This window comes from Seonamhaeicola sp. NFXS20 (assembly GCF_049132085.1).
GTDB lineage: Bacteria > Bacteroidota > Bacteroidia > Flavobacteriales > Flavobacteriaceae > Seonamhaeicola.
Genome location: NZ_JAFMPU010000002.1, coordinates 22,271 through 45,421, shown reverse-complemented (window position 1 = coordinate 45,421; position 23,151 = coordinate 22,271). Strand labels below are relative to the sequence as shown.

23 protein-coding genes and 1 pseudogene are annotated in these 23,151 nt (G+C 32.3%); 14 read left to right on the top strand and 10 right to left on the bottom strand.

Going from position 1 to position 23,151, the window contains the following annotated elements:
• Positions 1-33 precede the first annotated feature (33 nt).
• The 9 genes from moaCB to glp form a co-directional block, all read right to left on the bottom strand.
• On the bottom strand, positions 34-945 hold the full coding sequence (gene moaCB / locus J1D01_RS03340) for a bifunctional molybdenum cofactor biosynthesis protein MoaC/MoaB (protein WP_421149826.1): 912 nt from the start codon (positions 943-945) through the stop codon (positions 34-36).
• A gap of 3 nt (positions 946-948) precedes the next feature.
• Entirely contained in the window at positions 949-1,392 is a 444-nt protein-coding gene (locus J1D01_RS03335) for a molybdenum cofactor biosynthesis protein MoaE (protein WP_421149825.1), read from the bottom strand.
• Positions 1,382-2,476 carry a molybdopterin-synthase adenylyltransferase MoeB gene (gene moeB / locus J1D01_RS03330; protein ID WP_421149824.1) on the bottom strand — a complete coding sequence of 365 codons (1,095 nt, stop codon included), beginning with the start codon at positions 2,474-2,476 and terminating at the stop codon, positions 1,382-1,384. Before moeB ends, J1D01_RS03335 begins: the two co-directional genes overlap by 11 nt.
• A gap of 8 nt (positions 2,477-2,484) precedes the next feature.
• Positions 2,485-2,718: a MoaD/ThiS family protein gene (locus tag J1D01_RS03325; protein WP_372937284.1), complete on the bottom strand. Its 234-nt coding sequence runs from the start codon at positions 2,716-2,718 to the stop codon at positions 2,485-2,487.
• Positions 2,702-3,286: a molybdenum cofactor guanylyltransferase gene (gene mobA, locus J1D01_RS03320; RefSeq protein WP_421149823.1), complete on the bottom strand. Its 585-nt coding sequence runs from the start codon at positions 3,284-3,286 to the stop codon at positions 2,702-2,704. The genes J1D01_RS03325 and mobA overlap by 17 nt, the downstream gene beginning before the upstream one ends.
• 1 nt (position 3,287) lies before the next feature.
• On the bottom strand, positions 3,288-4,028 hold the full coding sequence (locus tag J1D01_RS03315; RefSeq protein ID WP_372937286.1) for a sulfite exporter TauE/SafE family protein: 741 nt from the start codon (positions 4,026-4,028) through the stop codon (positions 3,288-3,290).
• 50 nt (positions 4,029-4,078) lie between these two features.
• Positions 4,079-4,312 carry a four helix bundle protein gene (locus tag J1D01_RS03310; protein WP_421150195.1) on the bottom strand — a complete coding sequence of 78 codons (234 nt, stop codon included), beginning with the start codon at positions 4,310-4,312 and terminating at the stop codon, positions 4,079-4,081.
• A gap of 167 nt (positions 4,313-4,479) precedes the next feature.
• The gene (locus J1D01_RS03305) at positions 4,480-4,818 is read right to left on the bottom strand and encodes a winged helix-turn-helix domain-containing protein (RefSeq protein ID WP_372937288.1); all 339 of its coding nucleotides are present in this window, start codon (positions 4,816-4,818) and stop codon (positions 4,480-4,482) included.
• Between the two features lie 11 nt (positions 4,819-4,829).
• A complete protein-coding gene (gene glp / locus J1D01_RS03300; protein WP_421149822.1) occupies positions 4,830-6,008 on the bottom strand; it encodes a gephyrin-like molybdotransferase Glp in 1,179 nt (392 codons plus the stop codon).
• 195 nt (positions 6,009-6,203) lie between these two features.
• On the opposite strand from glp, the gene J1D01_RS03295 reads away from it, so the two are divergent.
• The 12 genes and pseudogenes from J1D01_RS03295 to J1D01_RS03240 all read left to right on the top strand — a co-directional run.
• Positions 6,204-6,953 carry a Crp/Fnr family transcriptional regulator gene (locus J1D01_RS03295; protein ID WP_372937290.1) on the top strand — a complete coding sequence of 250 codons (750 nt, stop codon included), beginning with the start codon at positions 6,204-6,206 and terminating at the stop codon, positions 6,951-6,953.
• 139 nt (positions 6,954-7,092) lie between these two features.
• Entirely contained in the window at positions 7,093-7,521 is a 429-nt protein-coding gene (locus J1D01_RS03290) for a globin family protein (RefSeq protein WP_421149821.1), read from the top strand.
• Positions 7,522-7,748: 227 nt separating this feature from the next.
• On the top strand, positions 7,749-9,137 hold the full coding sequence (locus J1D01_RS03285; RefSeq protein ID WP_372937292.1) for a CmpA/NrtA family ABC transporter substrate-binding protein: 1,389 nt from the start codon (positions 7,749-7,751) through the stop codon (positions 9,135-9,137).
• Between the two features lie 14 nt (positions 9,138-9,151).
• The gene (locus J1D01_RS03280; RefSeq protein ID WP_372937293.1) at positions 9,152-10,255 is read left to right on the top strand and encodes an ABC transporter permease; all 1,104 of its coding nucleotides are present in this window, start codon (positions 9,152-9,154) and stop codon (positions 10,253-10,255) included.
• Between the two features lie 17 nt (positions 10,256-10,272).
• The gene (locus J1D01_RS03275; RefSeq protein WP_421149820.1) at positions 10,273-11,121 is read left to right on the top strand and encodes an ABC transporter ATP-binding protein; all 849 of its coding nucleotides are present in this window, start codon (positions 10,273-10,275) and stop codon (positions 11,119-11,121) included.
• A gap of 11 nt (positions 11,122-11,132) precedes the next feature.
• Positions 11,133-11,966 (top strand): ABC transporter ATP-binding protein, encoded by an 834-nt coding sequence (locus tag J1D01_RS03270; protein ID WP_421149819.1) that lies wholly within the window; start codon positions 11,133-11,135, stop codon positions 11,964-11,966.
• Between the two features lie 149 nt (positions 11,967-12,115).
• Positions 12,116-13,393, top strand: a complete 1,278-nt coding sequence (locus J1D01_RS03265) for an alginate export family protein (RefSeq protein WP_421149818.1) — start codon at positions 12,116-12,118, stop codon at positions 13,391-13,393.
• A gap of 193 nt (positions 13,394-13,586) precedes the next feature.
• The gene (locus J1D01_RS03260) at positions 13,587-14,261 is read left to right on the top strand and encodes a carboxypeptidase-like regulatory domain-containing protein (protein ID WP_372937109.1); all 675 of its coding nucleotides are present in this window, start codon (positions 13,587-13,589) and stop codon (positions 14,259-14,261) included.
• Positions 14,262-15,284 (top strand): transglutaminase domain-containing protein, encoded by a 1,023-nt coding sequence (locus tag J1D01_RS03255; protein WP_421149817.1) that lies wholly within the window; start codon positions 14,262-14,264, stop codon positions 15,282-15,284.
• A 95-nt stretch (positions 15,285-15,379) separates the two neighbouring features.
• Entirely contained in the window at positions 15,380-16,918 is a 1,539-nt protein-coding gene (locus J1D01_RS03250) for a YifB family Mg chelatase-like AAA ATPase (RefSeq protein ID WP_372937107.1), read from the top strand.
• Positions 16,919-16,930: 12 nt separating this feature from the next.
• Entirely contained in the window at positions 16,931-17,782 is an 852-nt protein-coding gene (locus tag J1D01_RS03245) for a hypothetical protein (RefSeq protein ID WP_421149816.1), read from the top strand.
• Between the two features lie 71 nt (positions 17,783-17,853).
• Positions 17,854-17,970: pseudogene (locus J1D01_RS03240) on the top strand (ATP-binding protein); the annotation flags it as partial.
• A 74-nt stretch (positions 17,971-18,044) separates the two neighbouring features.
• Here the strand turns inward: J1D01_RS03240 and J1D01_RS03235 are convergent.
• Complete coding sequence (locus tag J1D01_RS03235; protein ID WP_372937106.1) at positions 18,045-18,566, bottom strand: DUF5004 domain-containing protein; 522 nt, start codon at positions 18,564-18,566, stop codon at positions 18,045-18,047.
• 121 nt (positions 18,567-18,687) lie between these two features.
• Between J1D01_RS03235 and J1D01_RS03230 the strand changes: the two genes are divergently transcribed.
• Together J1D01_RS03230 and J1D01_RS03225 are read left to right on the top strand one after the other, a co-directional pair.
• Positions 18,688-19,803 carry a DUF2891 domain-containing protein gene (locus tag J1D01_RS03230; protein WP_421149815.1) on the top strand — a complete coding sequence of 372 codons (1,116 nt, stop codon included), beginning with the start codon at positions 18,688-18,690 and terminating at the stop codon, positions 19,801-19,803.
• 87 nt (positions 19,804-19,890) lie between these two features.
• Positions 19,891-23,127, top strand: coding sequence for a S41 family peptidase (locus J1D01_RS03225; RefSeq protein WP_421149814.1), 3,237 nt, complete (start codon positions 19,891-19,893; stop codon positions 23,125-23,127).
• Positions 23,128-23,151: the final 24 nt, after the last annotated feature.

Sequence of the window (23,151 nt, the reverse complement as noted above, 5' to 3'; positions counted from 1 at the left end):
CACTATTCACTATTCACTATTCACCATTCACCATTAATCATGTCTAGCTCCTTTTAAAATTCTAAAACTATGTAATACACTAGGAAATATAGCATCCATAGATTCTTTTACGCCATTTGTAGAACCAGGTAAAGCTAAAATTAAGGTGTCTGCAATGGTTCCTGCAATACTGCGAGATAACATAGCATATGGCGTGCGTTCTTGTCCGTAGCTTCTAATGGCTTCTTCAATACCAGGAATTCTTCTATCAAGTAATGGGATTAAGGCCTCAGGCGTTACATCTCGACCTGAAAGTCCTGTGCCTCCAGTATAAATCACCATATCGATACCTTGTTCTTGATAAGTTTTTGCCTTTTGTTGTATAACATCTAATTCATCTGGAATAATAACATATTCAGAAATTCTAATGTCGCAAGATTTTAATTTTTCAATAATCGCTTTACCTGCTTTATCTTCTTTATGACCTGCTGAAATGGTATCGCTACAAACCACAACTGCGGCGGTTAAATCTTTTCTGAATTTATCTTTAAAATCAGATTTACCACCTTTCTTTTTCAAAAGTTTTATAGCGTGTATTTCAATACCCTTATCAATGGGTTTAAGCATGTCGTACATATTGAGAGCTACCACGCTCGCACCATGCATCGCTTCAACTTCAACACCAGTTTTATAAATGGTTTTTACCGTAAAAAGTATCGTAATTTCTAGTCCGTTTATTTCGTATTCCACACCAGTAAACTCAATGGGCAGGGGATGGCAATCTGGTAAAATATCTGGTGTGCGTTTTACGCCTAATAATCCTGCTGCTTTACTCATGGCAAAAACGTTGCCTTTTGGTACGGTATCATTCTTAATAGCTTCAATGGTTTCAGGTTTGCTTACCGATACTACAGCTTGCGCGATGGCGGTTCTAAGCGTGGTGTTTTTATGTGTTATGTCGACCATATCTTAATTATTAACTTTCCACTGGTGAGTGTTATCTTCAAAAATCTCTTTGCCAAAAACAGGCACATCGGCCTTAATGGCTTCAATAATAAACTCTAGAGCTTTAAAAACAACTTTACGTCTTGGTGAAGACACAAAAACGAACAAGCATATTTCTCCGGCTTTTACGGTGCCTAAACTGTGGTAAATATGCATACAGGTAAGGTTGAATTTTTCAAAAGCAGTTTCTCTAATCTCATGAAATTTTTGGTTTGCCATATCTTCATAAGCGGTATATTCTATAGCAGTAACGGTTTTACCATCTATGTTATCTGCTCTTACTTGTCCTAAGAAAATATTATGCGCGCCAATACTTGTTTTGGTTTGGTGCTTGTAAATGCTATTTCCAATAAATTCTGAGGAAATAGGGCCTTCTCTAAATACATTTTTAATTGTTTTATCTCCCATTTATCGTTTCTTTATATTGTTTTTCTATATAATTTTTTAGTTCAACAGCGTCTTCTTTAATACTAAAACAGTTTGCTATATCGTGGGTTTTTAATAATTCAACGGCTTTTTTACTGCGTATTCCTGACTGACAGAAAAAGTACTTCGCGCTGTTGTTGTTAAGTTGTTTTATGTTGAAATGTAAAGTGCTTAACGGCAAGTTTTCAATGTTAAAACCATCTATTTTTGGTAGTTCATCAATTTCTCGTACATCAATAATTTGAATGTTTTGATTGCTGATAATGTCTTCTATGGAAACCTCAAAAGTAGTCTCGCAATTAATAAGAAGTGGTTTTGTATTGAAGTTTGATTTTGAATCTAAAACCTTATTTATAACGGCATTATTTCTATTAATTTTTAAACTAGATGTTTGGTTTGTTAGTGCGTTGTAACAGAGTAATGTACCTGATAATACATCGCCAATACCAAGAATAAGCTTAATAACTTCGTTGGCTTGCATAGATCCAATAATACCAGGTAAAACCCCTAAAACCCCAATTTCTGAACAATTGGGAATAGCATCTTTTTCTGGCAGATTTGGAAATAAACAACGGTATGATGGTCCTTGGTTATAATTGAAAACCGAAACTTGACCTTCAAACTTATAAATAGCACCAAAAACCAAGGGTTTGTTGGTAATAATGCTGGCATCGTTTACCATATAACGCGTTTCGAAATTATCTGAGCCATCAACAATTATGTCGTAAAGTTTAAATAAAGCAATGGCATTTTGATAGGTTAGGGCTTCAGGGTAAGCTGTGATTTTTATTTCATCATTTAAATCTTCTAATCGATCTTTTGCAGCTATGGCTTTGTTTTTTCCTAGTGAAGATTTACCAAATAACACCTGACGTTGTAGGTTTGATAATTCAACCACATCAAAATCAATGATGCCTATTTCTCCAATTCCAGCGGCTGCTAAATATTGTAAAATAGGACACCCCAAACCTCCTGCACCAATAACTAAAACTTTTGCTTTGTTTAGTTTTTCTTGACCACTCGAACCAACTTCTGATAAAATAATATGTCTGTTATATCTATTCATTTTAAAATTTATCCACCTGCAAAAGGTGGTAGTAAGGCTAACTCATCACCTGTTAATTTTGTTTCTTTAGTTACCAATTCTTGGTTTTGAGCTAATTGAAAGTCTTTATGTTTTAAATCTTTATATTTTTCATTTAAGAGTTTTAAAACATCAGAAATCTTAGTGCCTTCAACGTTTAAAGTTTCCTCACTTTTATGGGTTACTTCAGCTATTTGTCCAAAATATTTAACCGTTATGAGCATTTTCAATCGTTTTTAATTCGTTTGGAGTATTCACGTTTTTAGTGCTGTTATGTTCACTAGCATCTAAAATAATAGTCTTTGTTTTTAATGATTTTAATACGGTTCTTAATCGTCTTTCATCATTAGCTAGGGCATTTTTAAAAGTAGGAGCAATGGATTTTTTGTAAAGCGCAATTAAAGGCATGCTTTTACCGTTGCTTTCTATCTGTGTCACTTCAGACGTGTTATCAATAGCATCAATTAATTTGTTTAAAATATGGGTTTTAATTAATGGGATATCGCAACTTAAAATCAAATTATACTCGGTTTTTGAAGCCTTCAAACCCGAGTAGATTCCTGCAACTGGTCCTGAGTTTTTAATAATATCTTCAATACGTTTGTAACCAAAAGTATCGTAATTTTCATTATCAGAAACTATTAAAATTTCGCTTACAAGAGGTTTAAGAGCTTCAATACTGTATAAAACAAATCGTTTGTCATTCAGTTTTATAAAGCCTTTGTCAGAACCCATTCTAGAGCTTTTACCGCCCGCTAAAATAATACCCGTTATGTTGTTTTTTACTGCCATATTATGTGAAAAACAATTTAGCACATGCAATTACCAATACAAATGCTAATATGTACCGTAAATTCATGTTATTTATTTTTTTGCTACCATAGTAACCGCCTAAAACACCACCAACTAAGGCAATGGCTACTAGTAAAAAAGATTCTTTTTCTAAAGAGATACCACTTGTAAACTGACCAATTAATCCTGCTGCGGAATTTACCCAAATAAATAATGCCGAAACAGCAGCAGCTTCTTTCATGTTACCCCAATGGAGTAGTAAAATTACCGGACTTAATATAATACCTCCGCCAATACCAATTAAACCGGAAAAGAAACCAATTATACCACCAACCACAAGTCCTTGCCATAGCTTAATTTGTTTGATGGAATTGCTTTCTTTTCCAAAAACATTCAGCATTTTTAAAATAGCAAAAATGAGTAATACGGCTAAAATTTTCTTGTAGAGCGATGCATCTACTTCAATAGCACCACCTATAAAAGCCATAGGGATTGATGCGATAGCAAACGCTATAAAAAGTTTTTTGTTAAAGTAGCCTTCCTTATAATAATAATAAAAGGCTATACCCGCTACAAATAAATTTAATAATAGGGCAGTGGGTTTCATGGTTTCTGGAGCAAAAGAAAACAAAGCCATTAAAGCCAAATAGCCGCTAGCACCACCATGACCAACACTTGCATATAAAAACGATACTATAGGAAGTATTAGTAAAAAGATGTGTATGTTTTCTAATTGTAGCATGTTGTAATTTTAAGTGTCTTAAGTGCGCTAAAGTATTTAAAGTTATAAGTTTAGAGTTTATTTGAAATTGAGGTGAAAATTGCTAATAGTTCTTTTGCTTCCTTCATAATAGCTTTAAGTTCTTGATTTTTTACCCATTCTAAATCTGATATTAATTCTAACCAATATTCAGTTTCACTAGCTTCACTTTCAGAAATTTGAATTTTATTTTTAAAATCTTTTTTACTTCTAGACCTATTGGCTTCTCTATAATTTGCTCCAATACTAGTTCCAGATTTTGTGATTTGATTTCTAATTACTTTTCATTCTGTTGAATTTGGTAAAGAAGATGATAGTTTGAGTATTGATATCCCAAATTGCCTGGTTCTTAACTCTAGTTTTTTTGCAAATTCTTTGTTATTCATAATTCAACTTTAGGCAATTATAACTTTAGGCACTTTAAATACTGCACTTACAATAGTTTAATTTTTTCAACTTGCTCATCTAAAAACTCCCAACAGCTTTTATTAATATCATCAAAAGCATTGATTAAAGATTTGCCATATTCAGTAAGTTCGGCGCCACCGCCACCTTTACCGCCAATACTATTTATGGTTACCGGTTTTTTAGCCGATTTGTTTACTGAATCTAAAAGTGTCCATGCTTTTTTATAAGATATATTAAGTGATTTTGCTGCTTTCGATAAAGAACCAGTTTCTTCAATGGCTTTTAAAAGCTGAACCCTGCCTTGTCCTAACAACACATTGTTGTCGGCTTCAATCCAAATTCTACTTTTTATTTTATAACTCATAGCTTTTGTATTTAAACAGGAAGTAAAATCACTTCAACTTCATCGTTAATGTTCACTTCAGTAACATCACCAGGAATAAAAACCAAGACATTAGATAACGCAAAAGTTTGTAACATAGATGAATTTTGGCCTTCTAAAATTTCGACTTTACTATCCTTATAAATGGCTTTTAAAAATTGAGGGCGATCACCACGCTTTATAAACTTAGATGTTGATGTAGCTAGTATTCGCGGTAATTCTATGGTGTTTCTATTCATCATGGTTTGTAAAGCGATATACACGTAAACATAAAAGCACGATAAGGCTGCTGCGGGATTTCCCGGTAATGCAAAAATGGAGGTCTTTTCTTTTTTTCCGTAGAAAAGAGGCTTCCCTGGTTTTTGTTTTACTTTATAAAATAGTTCTTCAACCTGTAATTCAGTTAACGCTTTACCCACATAATCATAATCACCAACTGATATTCCACCAGTAATAAGCACCACATCATTTTTAGCAATAACTGATTGTAACAGTGCTACGGTATTAGGGTAATTATCTTCTACTTTATGAAGGGTTACATCGTAAAATTTTAAACTATATAAGGCACTCTGCAGCATTTTGGAGTTACTTTCGTAAATCTGTCCGTGTTTTAATTCATTCCCAGGTTCAATAAGTTCGTTGCCTGTTGTAACAATAGCAATAGAGGGTTTTCTGTAAACCGAAACGTTGGTGATGCCTAAAGAAGTAAGATAACCAATACCAGCAGGATTAAGTTTTGTGCCTTTTTTTAAAGCGGTCTCACCAATTTTAACTTGTTCTCCAAGCGGACGGATATTGAGTTCTTCTATTATTTGATGTTCAATTTCTAAGTTATTACCATTTACAGTAACTTTTTCCTGCATCATAACGGCATTAGCTGTATCAGGAACAGCGGCACCTGTAAAAATTCTAACGGCCTCACCAGGTTTTAATATGGGTTGATGTTCATCGCCAGCTTTTATTTCTCCTATTAAATTGTATGTTAAGCTATTGTGCAAGTTTAAAGCGTAACCATCCATTGCAGATTGCCTAAACGGAGGCATATGTATAGGCGAAACCACATCTTTAGCTAAAATATAACCGTTTGACTTTTCAACACGTTTGGTGGTTTCTTCAAATAAAACAGAAGAATTCTTTTTTACTATAGAAATAGCATCTTTTATTGAAATCATTTTAATTCGTTATATCCCCGTAAATATAGCGAATGTGTAAATGATTTACTGATTTTTTCTATTGCATATTTCATAATTTTTTGTATAATAATTGTACTTGTATTGAAAGAATACATATATTTAGCAATACTTGATAATTTTATAATAAAAACAAAAATAAGTATTATTACGTATATTTGAACCGAATCTAAAATTATGCTTAAAACAGCTTCATTTTCAAAATCCAAACATTTAAATTTAGATAAAGTGTCTTGTGATGCTTGTGTTAACACATTTTGCTTAGTAAAAAAGAGTTTAAAAGTACTTGAAACCTCAGAGTTTTTAGATGAGAAAAATGAAATTTTCTGTAAAAAAGGTCAGCAATTTATTATAGAAGGCGCTCCTGTTAACGGATTGTTTTTTATTCTTCAAGGAAAAGTAAAAGTGTTTAGAACGGGTATCAATGGAAAGGAACAGATAGTAAGGTTTGCAAAAAATGGTGAGATTATTGGGCATAGAGGGTTTGGAACAGAAGAATATTATCCAATTGGAGCTATTGCGTTAGAAGATACTGCACTTTGTTACTTCTCTAAAGAATCATTACAAAAAGGATTAAGAGAAAACCCCGAGTTTACTTATAACTTGATGCTTTTTTATGCAAACGAACTTAATAGAAGCGAATCTAAAGTTAAGTCTTTATCTCAAATGACTGTAAGAGAGCGTGTTGTTGATACCTTATTATATATTAACAGGAAATTTGGAAATCTTAATGGCTTTTTAAATTTACCGCTGAGTAGAAAAGAGTATGCTGATTATGCTGGAACCTCTGAAGAGCAAGTAATACGGGTGTTTTCTGCTTTAAAAAAAGAAGGGTTAATTTCTGCCAGTGGAAAAAAAATAGGGATTAAAGATGTGGAGCTTCTCGGTAAGGAAATTAGCGAGCATAACTTTTTCTTAGATAGCTAGTTAATACTTTTTATTTTTTATAAAACATGGTGTAAAGGCAGGTTTCTTCCTGTTTATTTCTATATTTTTTTTGTAACAACTCTTTTAGTTTTGTATCAAAACAATTCTTTTCTAAAAAGGAATATTTAAAGCCTAAAATATGGAAGCAAAAACAGTAGCCTTAGTACAAGAATCATTTAATAAAATGCGACCTATTGCCAATACAGCTGCAGAGTATTTTTATGCTAAATTATTTGAACTAGATCCGCATTTGCAAGAGTTATTTCCTATGGATAATGAATCAATGAAAATACAAGGAAGTAAACTTATGTCTATGCTAGGAACCGCTATTAATGGGTTAAAAAACTTTAATGATTTAGTTCCTGTTTTAGAGGATTTAGGGCAAAGACACTTAGATTATAAGGTAGAAGAATTTCATTATTATACCTTAGGAGAGGCTTTATTAGCAACATTAGAAGCTGGTTTAGGTGCAGATTTTACTTTAGAAGTAAAAAACGCATGGGTAGATGTTTATACTACCATGTCTGGAATTATGGTGAAAGCTGCTTATCAAAAAGAAATTACTTAATAATAATATATAAATAAGTATTATTTACTAGTTGGTGCTTATTTGTGTTTTATGTATTAAGTATCTGAAATTCAAATAAATAAAATTAAAACCTGCAAATTTGCAGGTTTTTTTATGTGGTAAAAAGTGTTTTTAATATGCTTTTTGGCAGTATGATTGTTTTTATCTACTTATATATTTGTTAAAAATTAAGTATAAATACTTAGAAAATATTTAACAACTTTAATATGAAAACACTAATCCAAAAATCAATCTTTATTTTACCAATGGCAGTTTTACTATTTGCATGTGGAGGTAAAGAAAAAAAGAAAGAAAGTTCAGTAGAAAAATTAGCAGCTGGAGTTTCAAAAACAAAACAATTAAATATTGAAAAACCACAATTAACTTTTGGGTTTATTAAATTGACCGATATGGCTCCTTTAGCCATTGCAAAAGAAAAAGGATTTTTTGAAGATGAAGGTTTGTTTGTTTCTGTTGAAGCACAATCAAATTGGAAAAATGTATTAGATAGAGTAATTGATGGTCAATTAGATGGCTCTCACATGTTGGCAGGACAACCTATTGCTGCGGGGGCGGGTTTTGGCCGTCAAGCAGAATTAGTTACTCCATTTTCAATGGATTTAAATGGTAACGGTATTACGGTTTCTAATGATGTTTGGTCTAAAATGAAACCAAATGTACCAAAAGGAGATGATGGAAAACCTGTACATCCTATTAAAGCAGATGCTCTTAAGCCTGTTATTAATGAGTATAAAAACTCTGGTAAAGCTTTTAAAATGGGAATGGTATTCCCTGTATCAACACATAACTATGAGATTCGTTATTGGTTAGCTGCTGCGGGTATTCACCCAGGAATGTATACAGCCGATAATGTACAAGGACAAATAGATGCCGAAGTTTTATTATCGGTAACGCCACCACCACAAATGCCTGCAACTTTAGAGGCAGGAACCATTTACGGCTATTGTGTAGGAGAACCATGGAATCAGCAAGCTGTTTTTAAAGGTATTGGAGTGCCAGTAACTACAAATTATGATATCTGGAAAAACAACCCAGAAAAAGTATTTGTAATGACTAAAAAGTTTGTTGAAGAAAACCCCAATACAGCAATAGCGGTTACAAAAGCTCTAATTAGGGCTGGTAAATGGTTAGACGAGCCTCAAAATAGAGCAGAGGCAGTTAAAATATTATCTATGTCTCAATACGTAGGAGCAGATGAAGCTGTTTTAGCGAATTCTATGACAGGAACCTTTGAATTTGAAAAGGGCGATAAACGTGAAATGCCAGATTTTAATGTGTTTTACAAGTACAATGCTACATACCCATTCTATTCAGATGGTATTTGGTTTTTAACACAAATGAGACGATGGGGACAAATTCCTGAAGCAAAACCAGCAGATTGGTATTCAGAAACTATAAAAAACATATACCGTCCAGATATCTGGAAAAAAGCAGCCTCTTTATTAGTTGAAGAAGGAAATATTCCTGCTACAGATATTCCTGAAACCAATGGATATAAGCCGGCAACTTCAAATTTTATTGATGGTACTACCTATGACGCAAAAGACCCAATAGGGTATATTAATAGTTTTAAAATAGGAAACAAAGACAATTAATAAAACAAATAGTCATGAAGCAAAGCATAACATTAAATAAAGTAAGCAAGTTTGTGGGTTTAGGTTTTATAACCACATTAAAGTCATTATTTACAGGAAAATTAGATAAGGAGGATTTTAAGAACTTCTTACGTAAAACCGTAGTGCCACTTGCTTCAATTATTCTATTTATCGGATTTTGGCACTTAGGAGCCAAAACACTTTATAATATTGAAGCAGATTATAAAATAAATAAAGCACTTGAAGAGCAGGGGCAAGCAGCCGCCGATGAAATGGCTGCTTGTATTGCATCAGGAGATGTTAGTTGTCAACCTAATACATTACCGTCACCTGCTCAAGTATGGGATTCATATAAAACTCTATTAGCAGACCATAGAGCAATTAGTGCAGATAAGTTAGCTTTTAAAGAAAAAACCGCTGCTTTAAATGAAAAACGTATTGCTGAAGGTAAGGATCCAATAACTTATACAGGAAGACCATCTTTTGTAGACCAAATTATAACTAGTTTAAAAACAGTATTTGCAGGATTTTTACTAGCGCTATTTATTGCAGTACCTATAGGGATTGTAATAGGTTTAAGTAAAACATTAAAAAGTTCTTTTAACTGGTTAATTCAAATTTTTAAACCAGTATCTCCAGTGGTTTGGTTGCTTTTGGTATTTATGATTGTAAAGACTGTTACTAAAGATTCAAATTCTGATAGCGCTTTTATCATCTCATTTATAAGTGTTGGTTTATGTTCTATGTGGGCAACTTTGGTAAATACAGCTATGGGGGTTTCAACCGTTGATAAAGACTATATTAATGTAGCTAAAGTGTTAAAATTAGGCCCCATTCAAAAGGTTTTTAAAGTAATATTACCGTCTTCGCTACCACTTATTTTCACTGGACTACGTATTACTTTATCGGTAGCGTGGATGGTTCTTATTGCTATTGAACTTTTAGCTCAAAATCCTGGATTAGGATTGTTTGTTTGGGAAGAATTTCAAAACGGAGCCAATGATTCTAACTCTAAAATTATTGTAGCCATGTTTGTTATTGGTATCATAGGTTTTTTATTAGATAGAATCATGTTAACCATCCAAAATATGGTGTCTTTCAATAAAAACGCACAATAAACTTAAAATTGAAAAACATGGCATATTTAGAATTAAATAATATTTATAAAACGTACGGTCAAGGTGATAATGCTACCCAAGTACTTTCAAACATAAATTTAAGTATTGAAGAAGGTGAATTTGTAGCTATAGTGGGTTTTACAGGAAGTGGAAAAACAACCTTAGTAAACTTAATTAACGGTTTGTTAGAGCCCACAAGTGGTGAAGTATTGTTTAAAGGCGAACCCGTTAAAGGTACCAGTCATGAACGTGGGGTAATATTTCAAAATTACTCATTACTTCCTTGGTTAACGGTAGAGCAAAATGTAGTGATGGCTGTTAAAGAGGTATTTCCAAAGCGAAAAAAATCAGTATGGAAACGTAAAGCGGCTCATTATATAGAAATGGTAGGATTAACACCAGCTATTAATAAGTTACCAAAAGAGTTGTCTGGTGGCATGCGACAACGTGTGGCAGTTGCTCGTGCTTTAGCAATGAAACCTGACATGATTATAATGGATGAACCACTTGGAGCTTTAGATGCATTAACTAGAGGTAATTTACAAGATCAAATTTTAAATATTTGGGGAAAAGATAAACGTACCGCCTTATTAATTACCAATGATGTTGACGAGGGTATTTATATGGCTGATAGAATTATTCCATTACGCCCAGGACCAAACGCTACTTTAGGTCCAGAGTTTAAAATAAATATAGAACGCCCCAGAGATAAGACGGCGTTGAATGATAACGAAAACTTTAAAGAAACCAGAAATGCCATTATAGAATATTTAATGGATATAGGTAATCAGCGTAAGTCTCAAGCAAAAGAAGAATTTGTTTTACCAGATTTAGCACCTAAAAGTTTTGTGGGTAGCAGATTTTAAAAGCCAAAATTATGAGTATAGATGTATTAAATAAAAAAGTTTCTACAGAAAGAACAGATAATGGCCTTTTTCCAGAATCAAAAGTCATGTTAGATTTAAAGAAACTAAAAAAAGTGTACCCAACACCAAAAGGAGATTATGTAGTGCTTGAAGATTTAAATCTTCAAATAATGAAAGAGGAGTTTGTTACTATTATTGGTCACTCTGGTTGTGGTAAAACAACCATGCTTTCAATGATAGCAGGGCTTAATAATATTACAGACGGTTATATTTCGGTTTTAGGAAAACATGTTAAAGGTCCAGGACCAGACAGGGGTGTTATTTTTCAATCACCCAGTTTAATGCCTTGGATGACATCACTTCAAAATGTGTTGTTAGGTGTAAATCAAGTATTTCCACATGCAACAAAAAAGCAACGTAATGATATTGCAAAGTATTATCTTCAAAAAGTAGGGTTAGAAGAAGCATTTCATAAAAAAGCATCAGAATTATCACAAGGTATGCAACAACGTGTAGGTATAGCAAGAGCTTTTGCCATTAAACCAAAGGTACTTTTGTTAGATGAACCTTTTGGCATGTTAGATTCTTTAACTAGAGGTGAACTTCAAGACATTCTTATTGAGATTTGGAATAAAGAAAAAATTACAGCTGTAATGATTACTCATGATGTAGATGAAGCTATTTTTTTAGCAGACCGTGTGGTAATGATGACCAGTGGTCCTAGAGCTAAAATTGGTGATGTTTTAGATGTTGATTTTGAAAGACCAAGAACCAGAAAGTCTGTTTTAGAACACAAAAATTATTACAATTATAGAAAGCATTTAATAGATTTTCTAGAGCATTAATTAAATAACCAATAAATATTTTATGTCCTCATTATAAGATTATGAAAGGTGATTTTTTCATAATCTCAGGGAGATTACAACCTAATTCAAACATATTTTTAAATAATTAAACATAACTCAAATTAGATTAAAACTTAAAACAAGAAAACATGAAAAAACAATATATATTAATAGGTTTAATGGTATTAATTGTACAATTTACACAAGCTCAATTTACTTTAGATGGCGAGTTTAGACCACGTACAGAGTACCGTCATGGATTTGGAAGTCTTATTACAGATGAAGCCGATGCTGGTTTTGGAATTTCAACCAGAGCACGTTTAAATGCTGGATTTACAACAGAAAGTTATAAAGTGTATTTAAGTTTACAAGATGTAATGGTTTGGGGTGAAAACAGACAAATTTTACCTTATGACCAAAATAATTCATTTGCAATTTTTCAAGCTTGGGCAGAAATTAAATTAGGAGAAGGATGGTCTACTAAAATAGGGCGTCAAGTATTATCATATGATGATCAAAGAATTCTTGGTGGTCTTGATTGGGCACAACAGGGGCGTAACCATGATGCTGCTTTAATAAAACATAAAAAAGGAAATTTTATTTTAGATTTTGCTTTAGCATTCAACCAAGATTATTCAAACCCTACAGGGTTTGTTTCAACAGGAACAAGTTATGATACTACAGGATTTTTCTCTTATAAAACGATGCAAATGTTGTATTTAAAACAAGTTTGGGAGAAATTTTCTGGTAGCTTACTATTGTTAAACAATGGCTTTCAAGAGTATGATGATACTAGTAATCCAGACGGTGTAAGCAGTTTACAAACTATTGGTACACATTTAGATTATAAAGCCGGTAGTTTTGGTTTAGCAGCTAATGCGTTTATTCAAACTGGTAAAAGACAGGGAGAAGTTGATGTAAAAGGTGCTTACTTATTAGGTTTAGATCTAACTTTTAAAACGTCAGATAAAGTAACTTTAGGAGCTGGTTTAGAAATTATTAGCGGAAATGATGCTGATGCAGGTGAAACAGGAGCTTTCTTCCCGTTATATGGTACAAACCACAAGTTCAACGGGTTTATGGATTACTTCTACGTAGGTAATCATGCCAACTCCATTGGGTTATTTGATATTCACGCAAGTGCAAACTTTAAATTAAGTAATTCATCGAGTTTAATGGCTAAAATACTTAATTTTAGTGGTGAGCAAGAATTACCAAGTGGCGAAAAATCTTTAGGTACTGAAATAGATTTAGTTTATAAAAAAGCATTTAAAGGTTATGCTTTAGTATTGGGCTACTCTCATTTATTTCCTGCAGATGGTATGTATGAGTTAAAAGGTGTTACTGAAGCAGATGCTGCGAGTGGACAAAATTGGGCTTGGGCAATGCTAGTAATTAAGCCTAAGTTTTTAAATACTACAAAATAACATTAAAATATAATCTGATTTTTTTCAGATTTGTTATTACTATTTTTAAATTGAAATCCCGCATGAAGCGGGATTTCTTATTATTACTAATTATGTTATAGTAAAGTTACTCATTCAAAACTCCTGTTCACTCAATGTAACTGTTCTTTTTTGTATCTTATGCCTAGTTTCGAGTAAATAAATTATTTTTACAATGAAACAAACAATGAATATTTTGGTAAAAGAACCTTGTACAAAAACGTTTGGTAATTTTACAAAAACAGACCAAGGTGCTTTCTGTAACTTTTGTAATAATGAAGTTATAGATTTTAGAAACATGAGCTCTACAGGACTTTTTAAGTTCTTTGAAGAAAATCAATCAATAACCTGTGGAATTTTTAAAACATCTCAAATGAAAACGTATTCAAAACCATTAGTTTATAAAACAAAAACACATTTTAATTATTTAATGGCTTTAAGTTTTGCCTTATGTTCTTTAGTGGGAATTCAAAACATACAAGCGCAACAAAAAAATGTTTTAACAGAAACTACTAAAATCAGTGAACAAGTTGGCTTATTAACAGGTACAGTTCTGGATCATGAAAACCTTCCGTTACCAAACATGAGTATTGTGTTAAAAGGAACAAAGATTGGAACATCTACTAATTTTGATGGCGAATTTACATTTCCTCAAAAGTTAAAAGAAGGCGATGTATTAATATTTAGTTCTTTAGGTTACTCTCCCAAAAGTATTAAAATAGGTAAAGACCAAGCTGTTTTAAATGTTGTTATGGAGGCTGAACTTGTTGAGTTAATGGGGGCGGTTGATACCAATCAATCTTATAAATCTAAACGTTCGCTTTGGCAAAAAATTAAAGGCATTTTTTAAATGAGAAAGCACAAGCTGCTTTTAATTTTCTTTATAAGTTTTAAGGTTTTATCACAACCTGCAGATTTTAAGCATGTGAATTTTAATAGAGCCGATAACAATGCAAAATCTTTAAAAGAAGAGTCTTTAAAAGACTTACCTATATTGGCACATAAATTAACATCAAATTTAACAACCGATGTTGAAAAATTTAGAGCTATTTATATTTGGGTGTGTTTAAATATTAGGAATGATTACGGTAACCATGTTCAGAATTTAAAAAAACGAAGAAAATTTAAAAATGATAGTGTTGCACTTTATAATTGGAATGCCGAGTTTAAAGAAAAAGCACTTAAAAAATTAGTAAAACATAAGAAGACAATTTGTACAGGGTATGCCTACTTGCTTAGAGAATTGGCTTCTTTTGCTGGTTTAAATTGTAAAATGGTACATGGTTATGGTAGAACTGTATCTACTAACATAAACCAGTTAAGTATACCAAATCATACGTGGAATGTGGTACTTTTAAATAATAAATGGTATCTGGCTGATCCTACATGGTCTAGTGGTTTTTTTCATTTTGATAAAGGTGTATTTGTACCACAATATAATGATGGCTATTTTTTAACAGACCCTAAACTGTTTGTTAAAAGCCACTTTCCGTTAAATTCTGATTGGATTTTAATAGAAAATAATCCTCCCTCTATTGATGACTTTTTAACAGGTCCTTTGGTGTATGGCAGCGCTTTTAAATATCATATTATGCCGCTTTTCCCAATTAAAATGAAATCGGAAGTTGCTATAAATACAGAGGTGGTATTTCAATTTAAAGTTCCCTACAATCAAAAGGAAAACACATTTAGTTTGGTTGTTGATAGCGGTTCTAGTAATAAAACAATTCAACCAAGTTCATATAATAAGCAAACTGAAATTTTAGAGTTTAAAAAAGTATTTAAAAGAGGTTTATATGATGTGCATTTGAAGGTAAATGATGAGGTAGTTGCAACTTATATTATTAAAGGCATTAAACCTAAGAACAGATGAGTTTACTGTTGATAATTAAGGTTTAAAGGATTTAATTTTTCAAAGTTTTAATCTTAAAATACTTTTATTACATTTAAGCAGGAAATCTAATTTATATGCTTAAAAAAGTATTTGGTAGCGCCGTTTTTGGTGTAGAAGCTACAACCATTACTGTAGAAGTTAATGTAAATAAAGGTGTAGGCTATCATTTAGTAGGATTGCCAGATAATGCCATTAAAGAAAGTAACTACCGTATTGCTGCAGCATTACAAAATAATGGTTACAAAATTCCAGGTAAAAAGATAACCATTAACATGGCTCCAGCCGATTTACGGAAGGAGGGAAGCGCATACGATTTAACTTTAGCTATTGGAATATTAGCAGCCTCTAATCAAATTAAAGCCGAAGATTTAGATAAGTATTTAATTATGGGCGAACTGTCTTTAGACGGAAGTTTGCAACCCATAAAAGGCGCTTTACCCATTGCTATTAAAGCCAGAGAAGAAGGATTTAAAGGTTTTATTCTTCCTAATCAAAATGCTAAAGAAGCAGCTATTGTTAATGACTTAGAAGTTTATGGTGTAGATAATATAAAACAGGTTATAAATTATTTTGATAAGGGAGAAGCCATAGAACAAACCATTATTGATACCCGAAAAGAATTTTATAAAAATCTAGAATTTCCTGAGCATGATTTTGCCGATGTAAAAGGACAAGAAGGTATTAAACGGTGCATGGAAATTGCAGCAGCTGGCGGACATAACATAATTTTAATAGGGCCTCCGGGAGCAGGTAAAACCATGTTAGCTAAACGCTTACCAAGTATTTTGCCACCCATGACTTTACAAGAAGCTTTAGAAACCACCAAAATACACTCTGTAGTTGGTAGAGTAAAGGAAAACACTGGGCTTATGGCGCAACGTCCGTTTCGTAGTCCACACCACACTATATCAGATGTTGCGCTCGTAGGCGGAGGGGCATATCCGCAACCTGGAGAAATTTCGTTGTCTCATAACGGGGTTTTATTTTTAGATGAATTACCAGAATTTAAGCGTAGTGTTTTAGAAGTAATGCGTCAACCACTTGAAGATAGAGAAGTTACTATTTCTAGAGCAAAATTTACAGTAACCTATCCATCGTCTTTTATGTTAGTAGCTAGTATGAACCCCAGCCCTAGTGGCTATTTTAATGACCCCGATGCTCCTGTTACTTCAAGTCCTGCAGAAATGCAGCGGTATTTAAGTAAAATTTCTGGTCCGTTGTTAGATAGAATAGATATTCATATTGAAGTAACCCCCGTACCTTTTGATAAGCTGAGTGATGACAGAAAAGGAGAATCTTCAGTAGATATTAGAAAGCGTGTTACGGCTGCCAGAGATATTCAAAGCAAACGGTTTGCTAAAAATGAAAGCGTGCATTACAATGCACAAATGAATACTAAGCAAATTAGGAAATACTGTGTGTTAAATGATGATTCTAAACAACTCTTAAAAACCGCTATGGAGCGTTTAAACTTATCAGCCAGAGCGTATGATAGAATTTTAAAGGTAGCCCGTACTATAGCCGATTTAGAAGGTTCTGAACATGTAAATGGTGCTCATATTAGTGAAGCTATACAATATAGAAGTTTAGATAGAGATGGTTGGTTGGGTTAAATGAAATAAAAAATGGGAAATATTCCAGAAATATGGTTTACAATATCTTCAACCATAATTACATGTGTTTTAGGTATGTTTAGTTCTCTTAAATTATTTGATTTAAGATCTAAGAAGTTAAATAGAATGATAAAAAAGTATGGGAAAAGATATTTGCTTCTGATACCAATTTTGATTCTTATACAGATATTGCAATTTTGTAATAGTAATGAAAGAGCTAAGTTAAATAAAAATGCTTTAGAGGCAGAACAGACGTTAAGAGATAGTTTAATAACTGAAGGTATAAAAAAAGGAGTAGACGATTCAAGGGAAAAATTATTTAAAGATGTGTCGAAAGCATTTGCTAAACAAGGTCTAAGAATAGACACATTGAATAATAGTATAGAGAAGTTAAAAAATATAAAAACAATAACAAATATTCTTCCTAATGAAAAGGATCCTATTTTAAGGGTACAAATGGCTGGTAAAGGCATTCGTTTAGAAGGAGATCCGCCAACACATTTTAGATTAGATTTTAGGAGTGATGATGCGGGTTCTACAAATTTTAAGATTAAAACTTACATTCTGATTATTCTAAATAATGGTAAATATATTTTGGAAGAGCCAAAATTATTTGATAAAGACACGAATTTCTCTAATACTTCATTAGCGTCAATTCCTTTAACTAATACTATTAAGGATGTTAGATGGTTATATTTTTATATTACAGGGACATATTCTAATTTAAGTAAAACTAAAGATTATTATATTAATGAAGTTTATAGGTATGACTCCGAAACAAAGAAGACTGGAGGATTGGTTCGTGAGGATAAAGAAAAGGTAATTAATTTCATAGAAAAAGGGATCCCCAAAAAAAAGAAATAAATACTGTATTAATCATTTTTTTACAATTTTCATGATATTGAAAAATAATTCTGAATTAGATATGACTATTTGTAATTAAAGTAGCCTGTACTATAGCCGATTTAGAAGGTTCTGAACATGTAAATGGTGCTCATATTAGTGAAGCTATACAATATAGAAGTTTAGATAGAGATGGCTGGTTGGGGTAAATTAAATGCTAAATATTTTAAACAAAAAAACGAAGCCATAAGCTTCGTTTTCTTTATTATATGTAGAGGAAAACTTAAATAGACTTACCGTAAGTAAATGTTGTTTTTGTGGTAATAGTATATCCATCAACATCGGTAAAGTTATAAGTAGCTTCAAAAGAAAATTCGGTTTCATCTTCATTAAACTCAATTAAATTTCCTCCGCTAGAACAGTTAGTAACAAATACTAAATTATTATTGTCAGTAAGTTGCCATGTACCTGTAATTTCTTGTTGTGTGGCACAATCTGCAGCGTTTTTTCCTAAGTAATAGGTGTAAGTTCTATCGGTTTCAAAAGTGTAAACCATATCGTTTTCACAATCAGGTAATTGGCTGTATAAATCAGTAGTTGGATTCTCGGTATCATCATCTGTTAAATCAATTTCATCTTCAGTAACAACACTTATAAGTGACCAAGTTCCTGTAAAACTGGTTTCTTTTTCAGATAATTCACCAGTTAATGCTTCAGGGCATTCAATGTCGTCAGAGCTATCACATCCAACAAATAAAATACTAGCAAAAATTAAACTTTTAATAAACAAAATAGGTTTTTTCATAATTCAATATTTTTTTTAATTCAATAATTAGATGAAAATAAAATAAAATAGTTGCGTGAAGAAAGTGATTTTATTTTCTGTAATTTTACTTCTTTATTTACAAGCAAAAGAGATATTTTTTATGAAAAAAATAATACTACTATGTTCAACTTTTATAATTTTTAACTGTAATAACGCTAAAGGTGAAAAAGAAGAAACTATAGCATTAGAAAAGCAAATAAGTGTTGTTAAAGCACCAATATTAAATTTAGAACAAGCCAATAAATTAGCAGAATTGCCCTTGCATTGTATAAATGTAGAATATCCCAACCGCTTGTCGCAAACCTTAGGTAGTGATGAAGATTTAAAACCACCAACAGTGTTGCATCCAGCATTTTACGGTTGTTTTGATTGGCATTCATCGGTTCATGGGCATTGGAGCTTGGTGAGTTTATTAAAACAATTTCCTAAGCTTGATAGAGCAGGTGAAATTAAAGATTGTTTACTAAAAAGTATTTCAAAAGAAAATATAGAAGCCGAGGTTGCATATTTTAAAGGAAAACATAATAAAAATTATGAGCGTACTTATGGATGGACATGGTTATTAAAATTAGCCGAAGAATTGCATACTTGGGATGATGAAACCGCTAGAGTTTTAGAATATAACTTACAACCTTTAACAGACCTAATTTGTGAAAAATACATACAGTATTTACCAAAACTTAACTATGCTCTTAGAGTAGGAACACATAGCAATACCGCCTTTGGTTTATCGTTTGCTTATGATTACGCAAAAACTATCAATCATGAAGCTTTAAAAACGGCCATAAAAGATAGAGCTTTCTTTTTCTTTTTGAATGATAAAAATTGCCCAATGAGTTGGGAACCTAGCGGAAGTGATTTTTTATCGCCTTGTTTAGAAGAAGCTGCGTTAATGAAGCGCTTACTACCAAAAAAAGAATTTAAAATTTGGTTATCTTCATTTTTACCACAATTAAAAGACAAAAATTATAACTTAGAACCCGGAATAGTTTCAGATAGAACCGATGGGCATTTAGTACATTTAGATGGTTTAAACTTTTCTCGAGCATGGAATTTATACGAGATTTCTAAAGGAATGCCTGAATACAATCACTTAAAAAATATTGCAAATCAGCACATAAACCATTCTTTGCCAAGTATTTTTGGTGATGATTATATGGGTGGGCATTGGTTAGGTAGTTTTGCTATTTATGCTTTAAATACTTCCAAATTGTAAATAAATAGTGTTAAACATATTTTAATTTTTACCCTTTTGTAGTTTAGTAGTTTTATTTTTAGAGCAAAACTAAAATAACCTCTAAAAATGAAATTATCTTTGAAGCTTTTTCCCTTAATAGCTTATGCTATTACAAGTCTTAGTATTGCTCAAAACCCATTAATTAATTTTCCGGCTATAAGTCCAGACGGACAAACCTTAGCTTTTAACTATCAAGGTGATATTTGGACATCAAATGTAGATGGTTCAAACCCCAAGAGACTTACAGTACATGAAGCTTACGATACGAAACCCATTTGGAGTGCAGATGGTAAATCTATTGCTTTTATAAGTGAGCGTTTTGGAAATAATGACGTGTTTGTAATGCCTGCACAGGGCGGAACTCCCAAACGTATTACTTATCATTCAGCATCAGATATAATAACAGATTATACTGAAGATGGAAATATTTTATTCTCTACACGAAGAAATTTTGTTCAAGTAGAGAGTGAATACGAAACTCATATAGTTAGTGATGAAGGCGGAACACCTAAGCGTTTTTTAGATGCTACAGGTTTTGATGCAACATTATCACCTAACGGAAAATTTATTGTATTTGTAAAAGGAAGTTGTAGAATTGAACGAGAAGCTTACCAAGGACCTGCTAACAGAGATGTTTGGTTATATAATATTAAAACCGACAGTTATACCAAACTAACCAATTATGATGGTAACGATTTTTATCCGCAATGGGCAGATAATCACACTATTTATTTTCAGTCTTCACAAAGCGGAAAATATAATGTACACCAAATAATTATTGATGATAATGGAAACAAAACAGGAGCCATTTCACAAATTACCAATTTTAAAGATATGGGCATTTTTTCATTTCAAATAAGCCGAAATGGAAAGGAATTGGTTGTTGTAAAAGGCGATGAAGTTTTTACTGTTAACACCAAAACAAAGACCAAAAAACAAGTGAATATCAATATAGCTTCAGATTATAGATTTAATCCTGTTGTGCATAAAACTTATTTTAATAAAGTTGATGATATTGCTATTTCGCCTAATGGTAAATATGCAGCTATTACTATAAGAGGTGAGATTTTTATTCGCGAAACAGATAAGGATAAAAAACGAACCGTAAATCTAACCAAATCGTCATTTAGAGATACTAATGCCACTTGGTTAAATGATAGCACGTTGCTTTTTGTTTCAGATAGAGATGGACAAAAGGACATTTACAAGGTAACATCTAATAACGAAAACGAATCAGATTTATTTAAAACACTAAAACACAAAATTGAACGTATAACTAAAACTGAAGAAGACGAAGGTAGCTTGAGTTTATCTCCTAATGGCAAGCTTTTAGCCTATACATTAGGGCGCGGTAAATTAGTTGTAGAAAACATTGATAGCACCGGAAAACTATCTAAAAAAACAACCCTTTTAGATGGGTGGGCTACAGCAAGTGGTATAGCTTGGTCTCCAGATTCAAAATGGTTAGCTTACAGCCTAAGCGATTTAGATTTTAATTCTGAAATCTATATTCATAAAGCTGATAATAGTATGAAACCAGTGAATGTTTCTATGCACCCCAAACAAGATAGAGGTGCTGTTTGGAGTCCAGACGGGAAGAAATTGATGTTTTCTTCAAATAGAAATAATAATGATTATGATGTATGGTTTACCTGGTTAACAAAAGCTGATTGGGAGAAAACAACACAAGATTGGGAAGAAGATGATGAAAACCAAAAAGACAAAAGCAAAAATGGTGATAAAAAGGATAGTAAAAACAAAAAAAGTGAATCTTCTAAAGTAGCCGATGTGGTTATTGATTTTGATAATATACATGAGCGCCAAGTGCAAGTAACTTCTTTTGTAGGTGGAGAATTTGGTAGATTATTTTCTAAAGATTCAAAAACTATTTACTACACCACAGGTAATGGAGGTAGAGGAAATGCAGAGGTTGATTCTGATTTGTTCAAAATAAAATGGAATGGAAAAGACAAAAAAGGAATCACATCTAACAATACCAGACCATCAAATATTACTACAGATAAAAAACTTTCTAAAATTTACTTAACCAAAAAAGGAGGTAGTTTATCTAGTATCAATATGGGGAGTGCTAAAAGTGAAACCTTATCATTTACTGCAAAATTAGATATAGATTACAACATAGAATCACAGCAAATATTTAATGAAGCTTGGAAAGCTATTAATGATGGGTTTTACGACCCTAATTTTCATGGTCAAAATTGGGAACAATTAAGAAAAACTTACGAGCCATTAGCCTTAAAAGCTTCTACGCGTCATGATTTTCAATCTATCTTCAATAAAATGTTAGGACAAATTAATGCTAGCCATATGGGGCTTTACCGTGTAGAAACCAGAGAAGACTTAGATTATGAGCGTACAGGTTTATTAGGCGTAGAGTTTGAACCAACAACCAACGGGCATTTAAAAGTGGTTGCAATTGTTCCTGAAATGCCTAGTGATAGAAGTTTTAGCAAATTATTGTTAGGAGATGTTATCACTTCTGTAAATGGGTATAACTTAGATAAAAACGTAAATGTTTATAGTCTTTTAGAAGGTACTACTAATGAAAAAATTTATTTAGAAGTCAATAGAGGCGGTACATCAAAAGAAATTGTTATTAGACCAACAAGTAGTAATCGTACCCAAAATTATAATGCTTGGGTTAAAGAGCGTAAACGTTTAACCGAAAAATATTCTAACGGTAGGCTGGGGTATATTCATATTCAAGGTATGAATTGGACTAGTTTTGAACGATTTGAGCGTGAACTAACTGCTGCAGGATTAGGAAAAGAAGGTATTGTTATAGATGTGAGATTTAATGGTGGCGGATGGACAACAGATTATTTAATGGCAGTATTAAACGTAAAACAACACGCTTATACGGTGCCTAGAGGTGCAACCAAAAATTTAGAAAAAGAACAAACAAAATTCATTAATCATTACCCTTATAGTGAGCGATTGCCATTGGCAGCATGGACAAAGCCTTCAATTGCTTTATGTAATCAGAATAGCTACTCTAATGCCGAAATTTTTTCGCATGCCTATAAAACCTTAGGAATTGGAACTTTAGTTGGGGTACCTACTTTTGGAGCAGTTATTTCTACAGGAGGAACAGGTTTAATAGATGGTTCTTTTGTAAGAATGCCATTTAGAGGTTGGTATGTTAAAGCTACTAAATCTAATATGGAGTTAGGGCCTGCAGTACCAGATGTTATTGTGTATAACAACCCAGATGATAAAGCCAAAAATAGAGACACACAACTTAAAAAAGCGGTTGATGAATTGTTAAGTCAATTAAAATAATTAAAACAGCAATTTAAATATTGT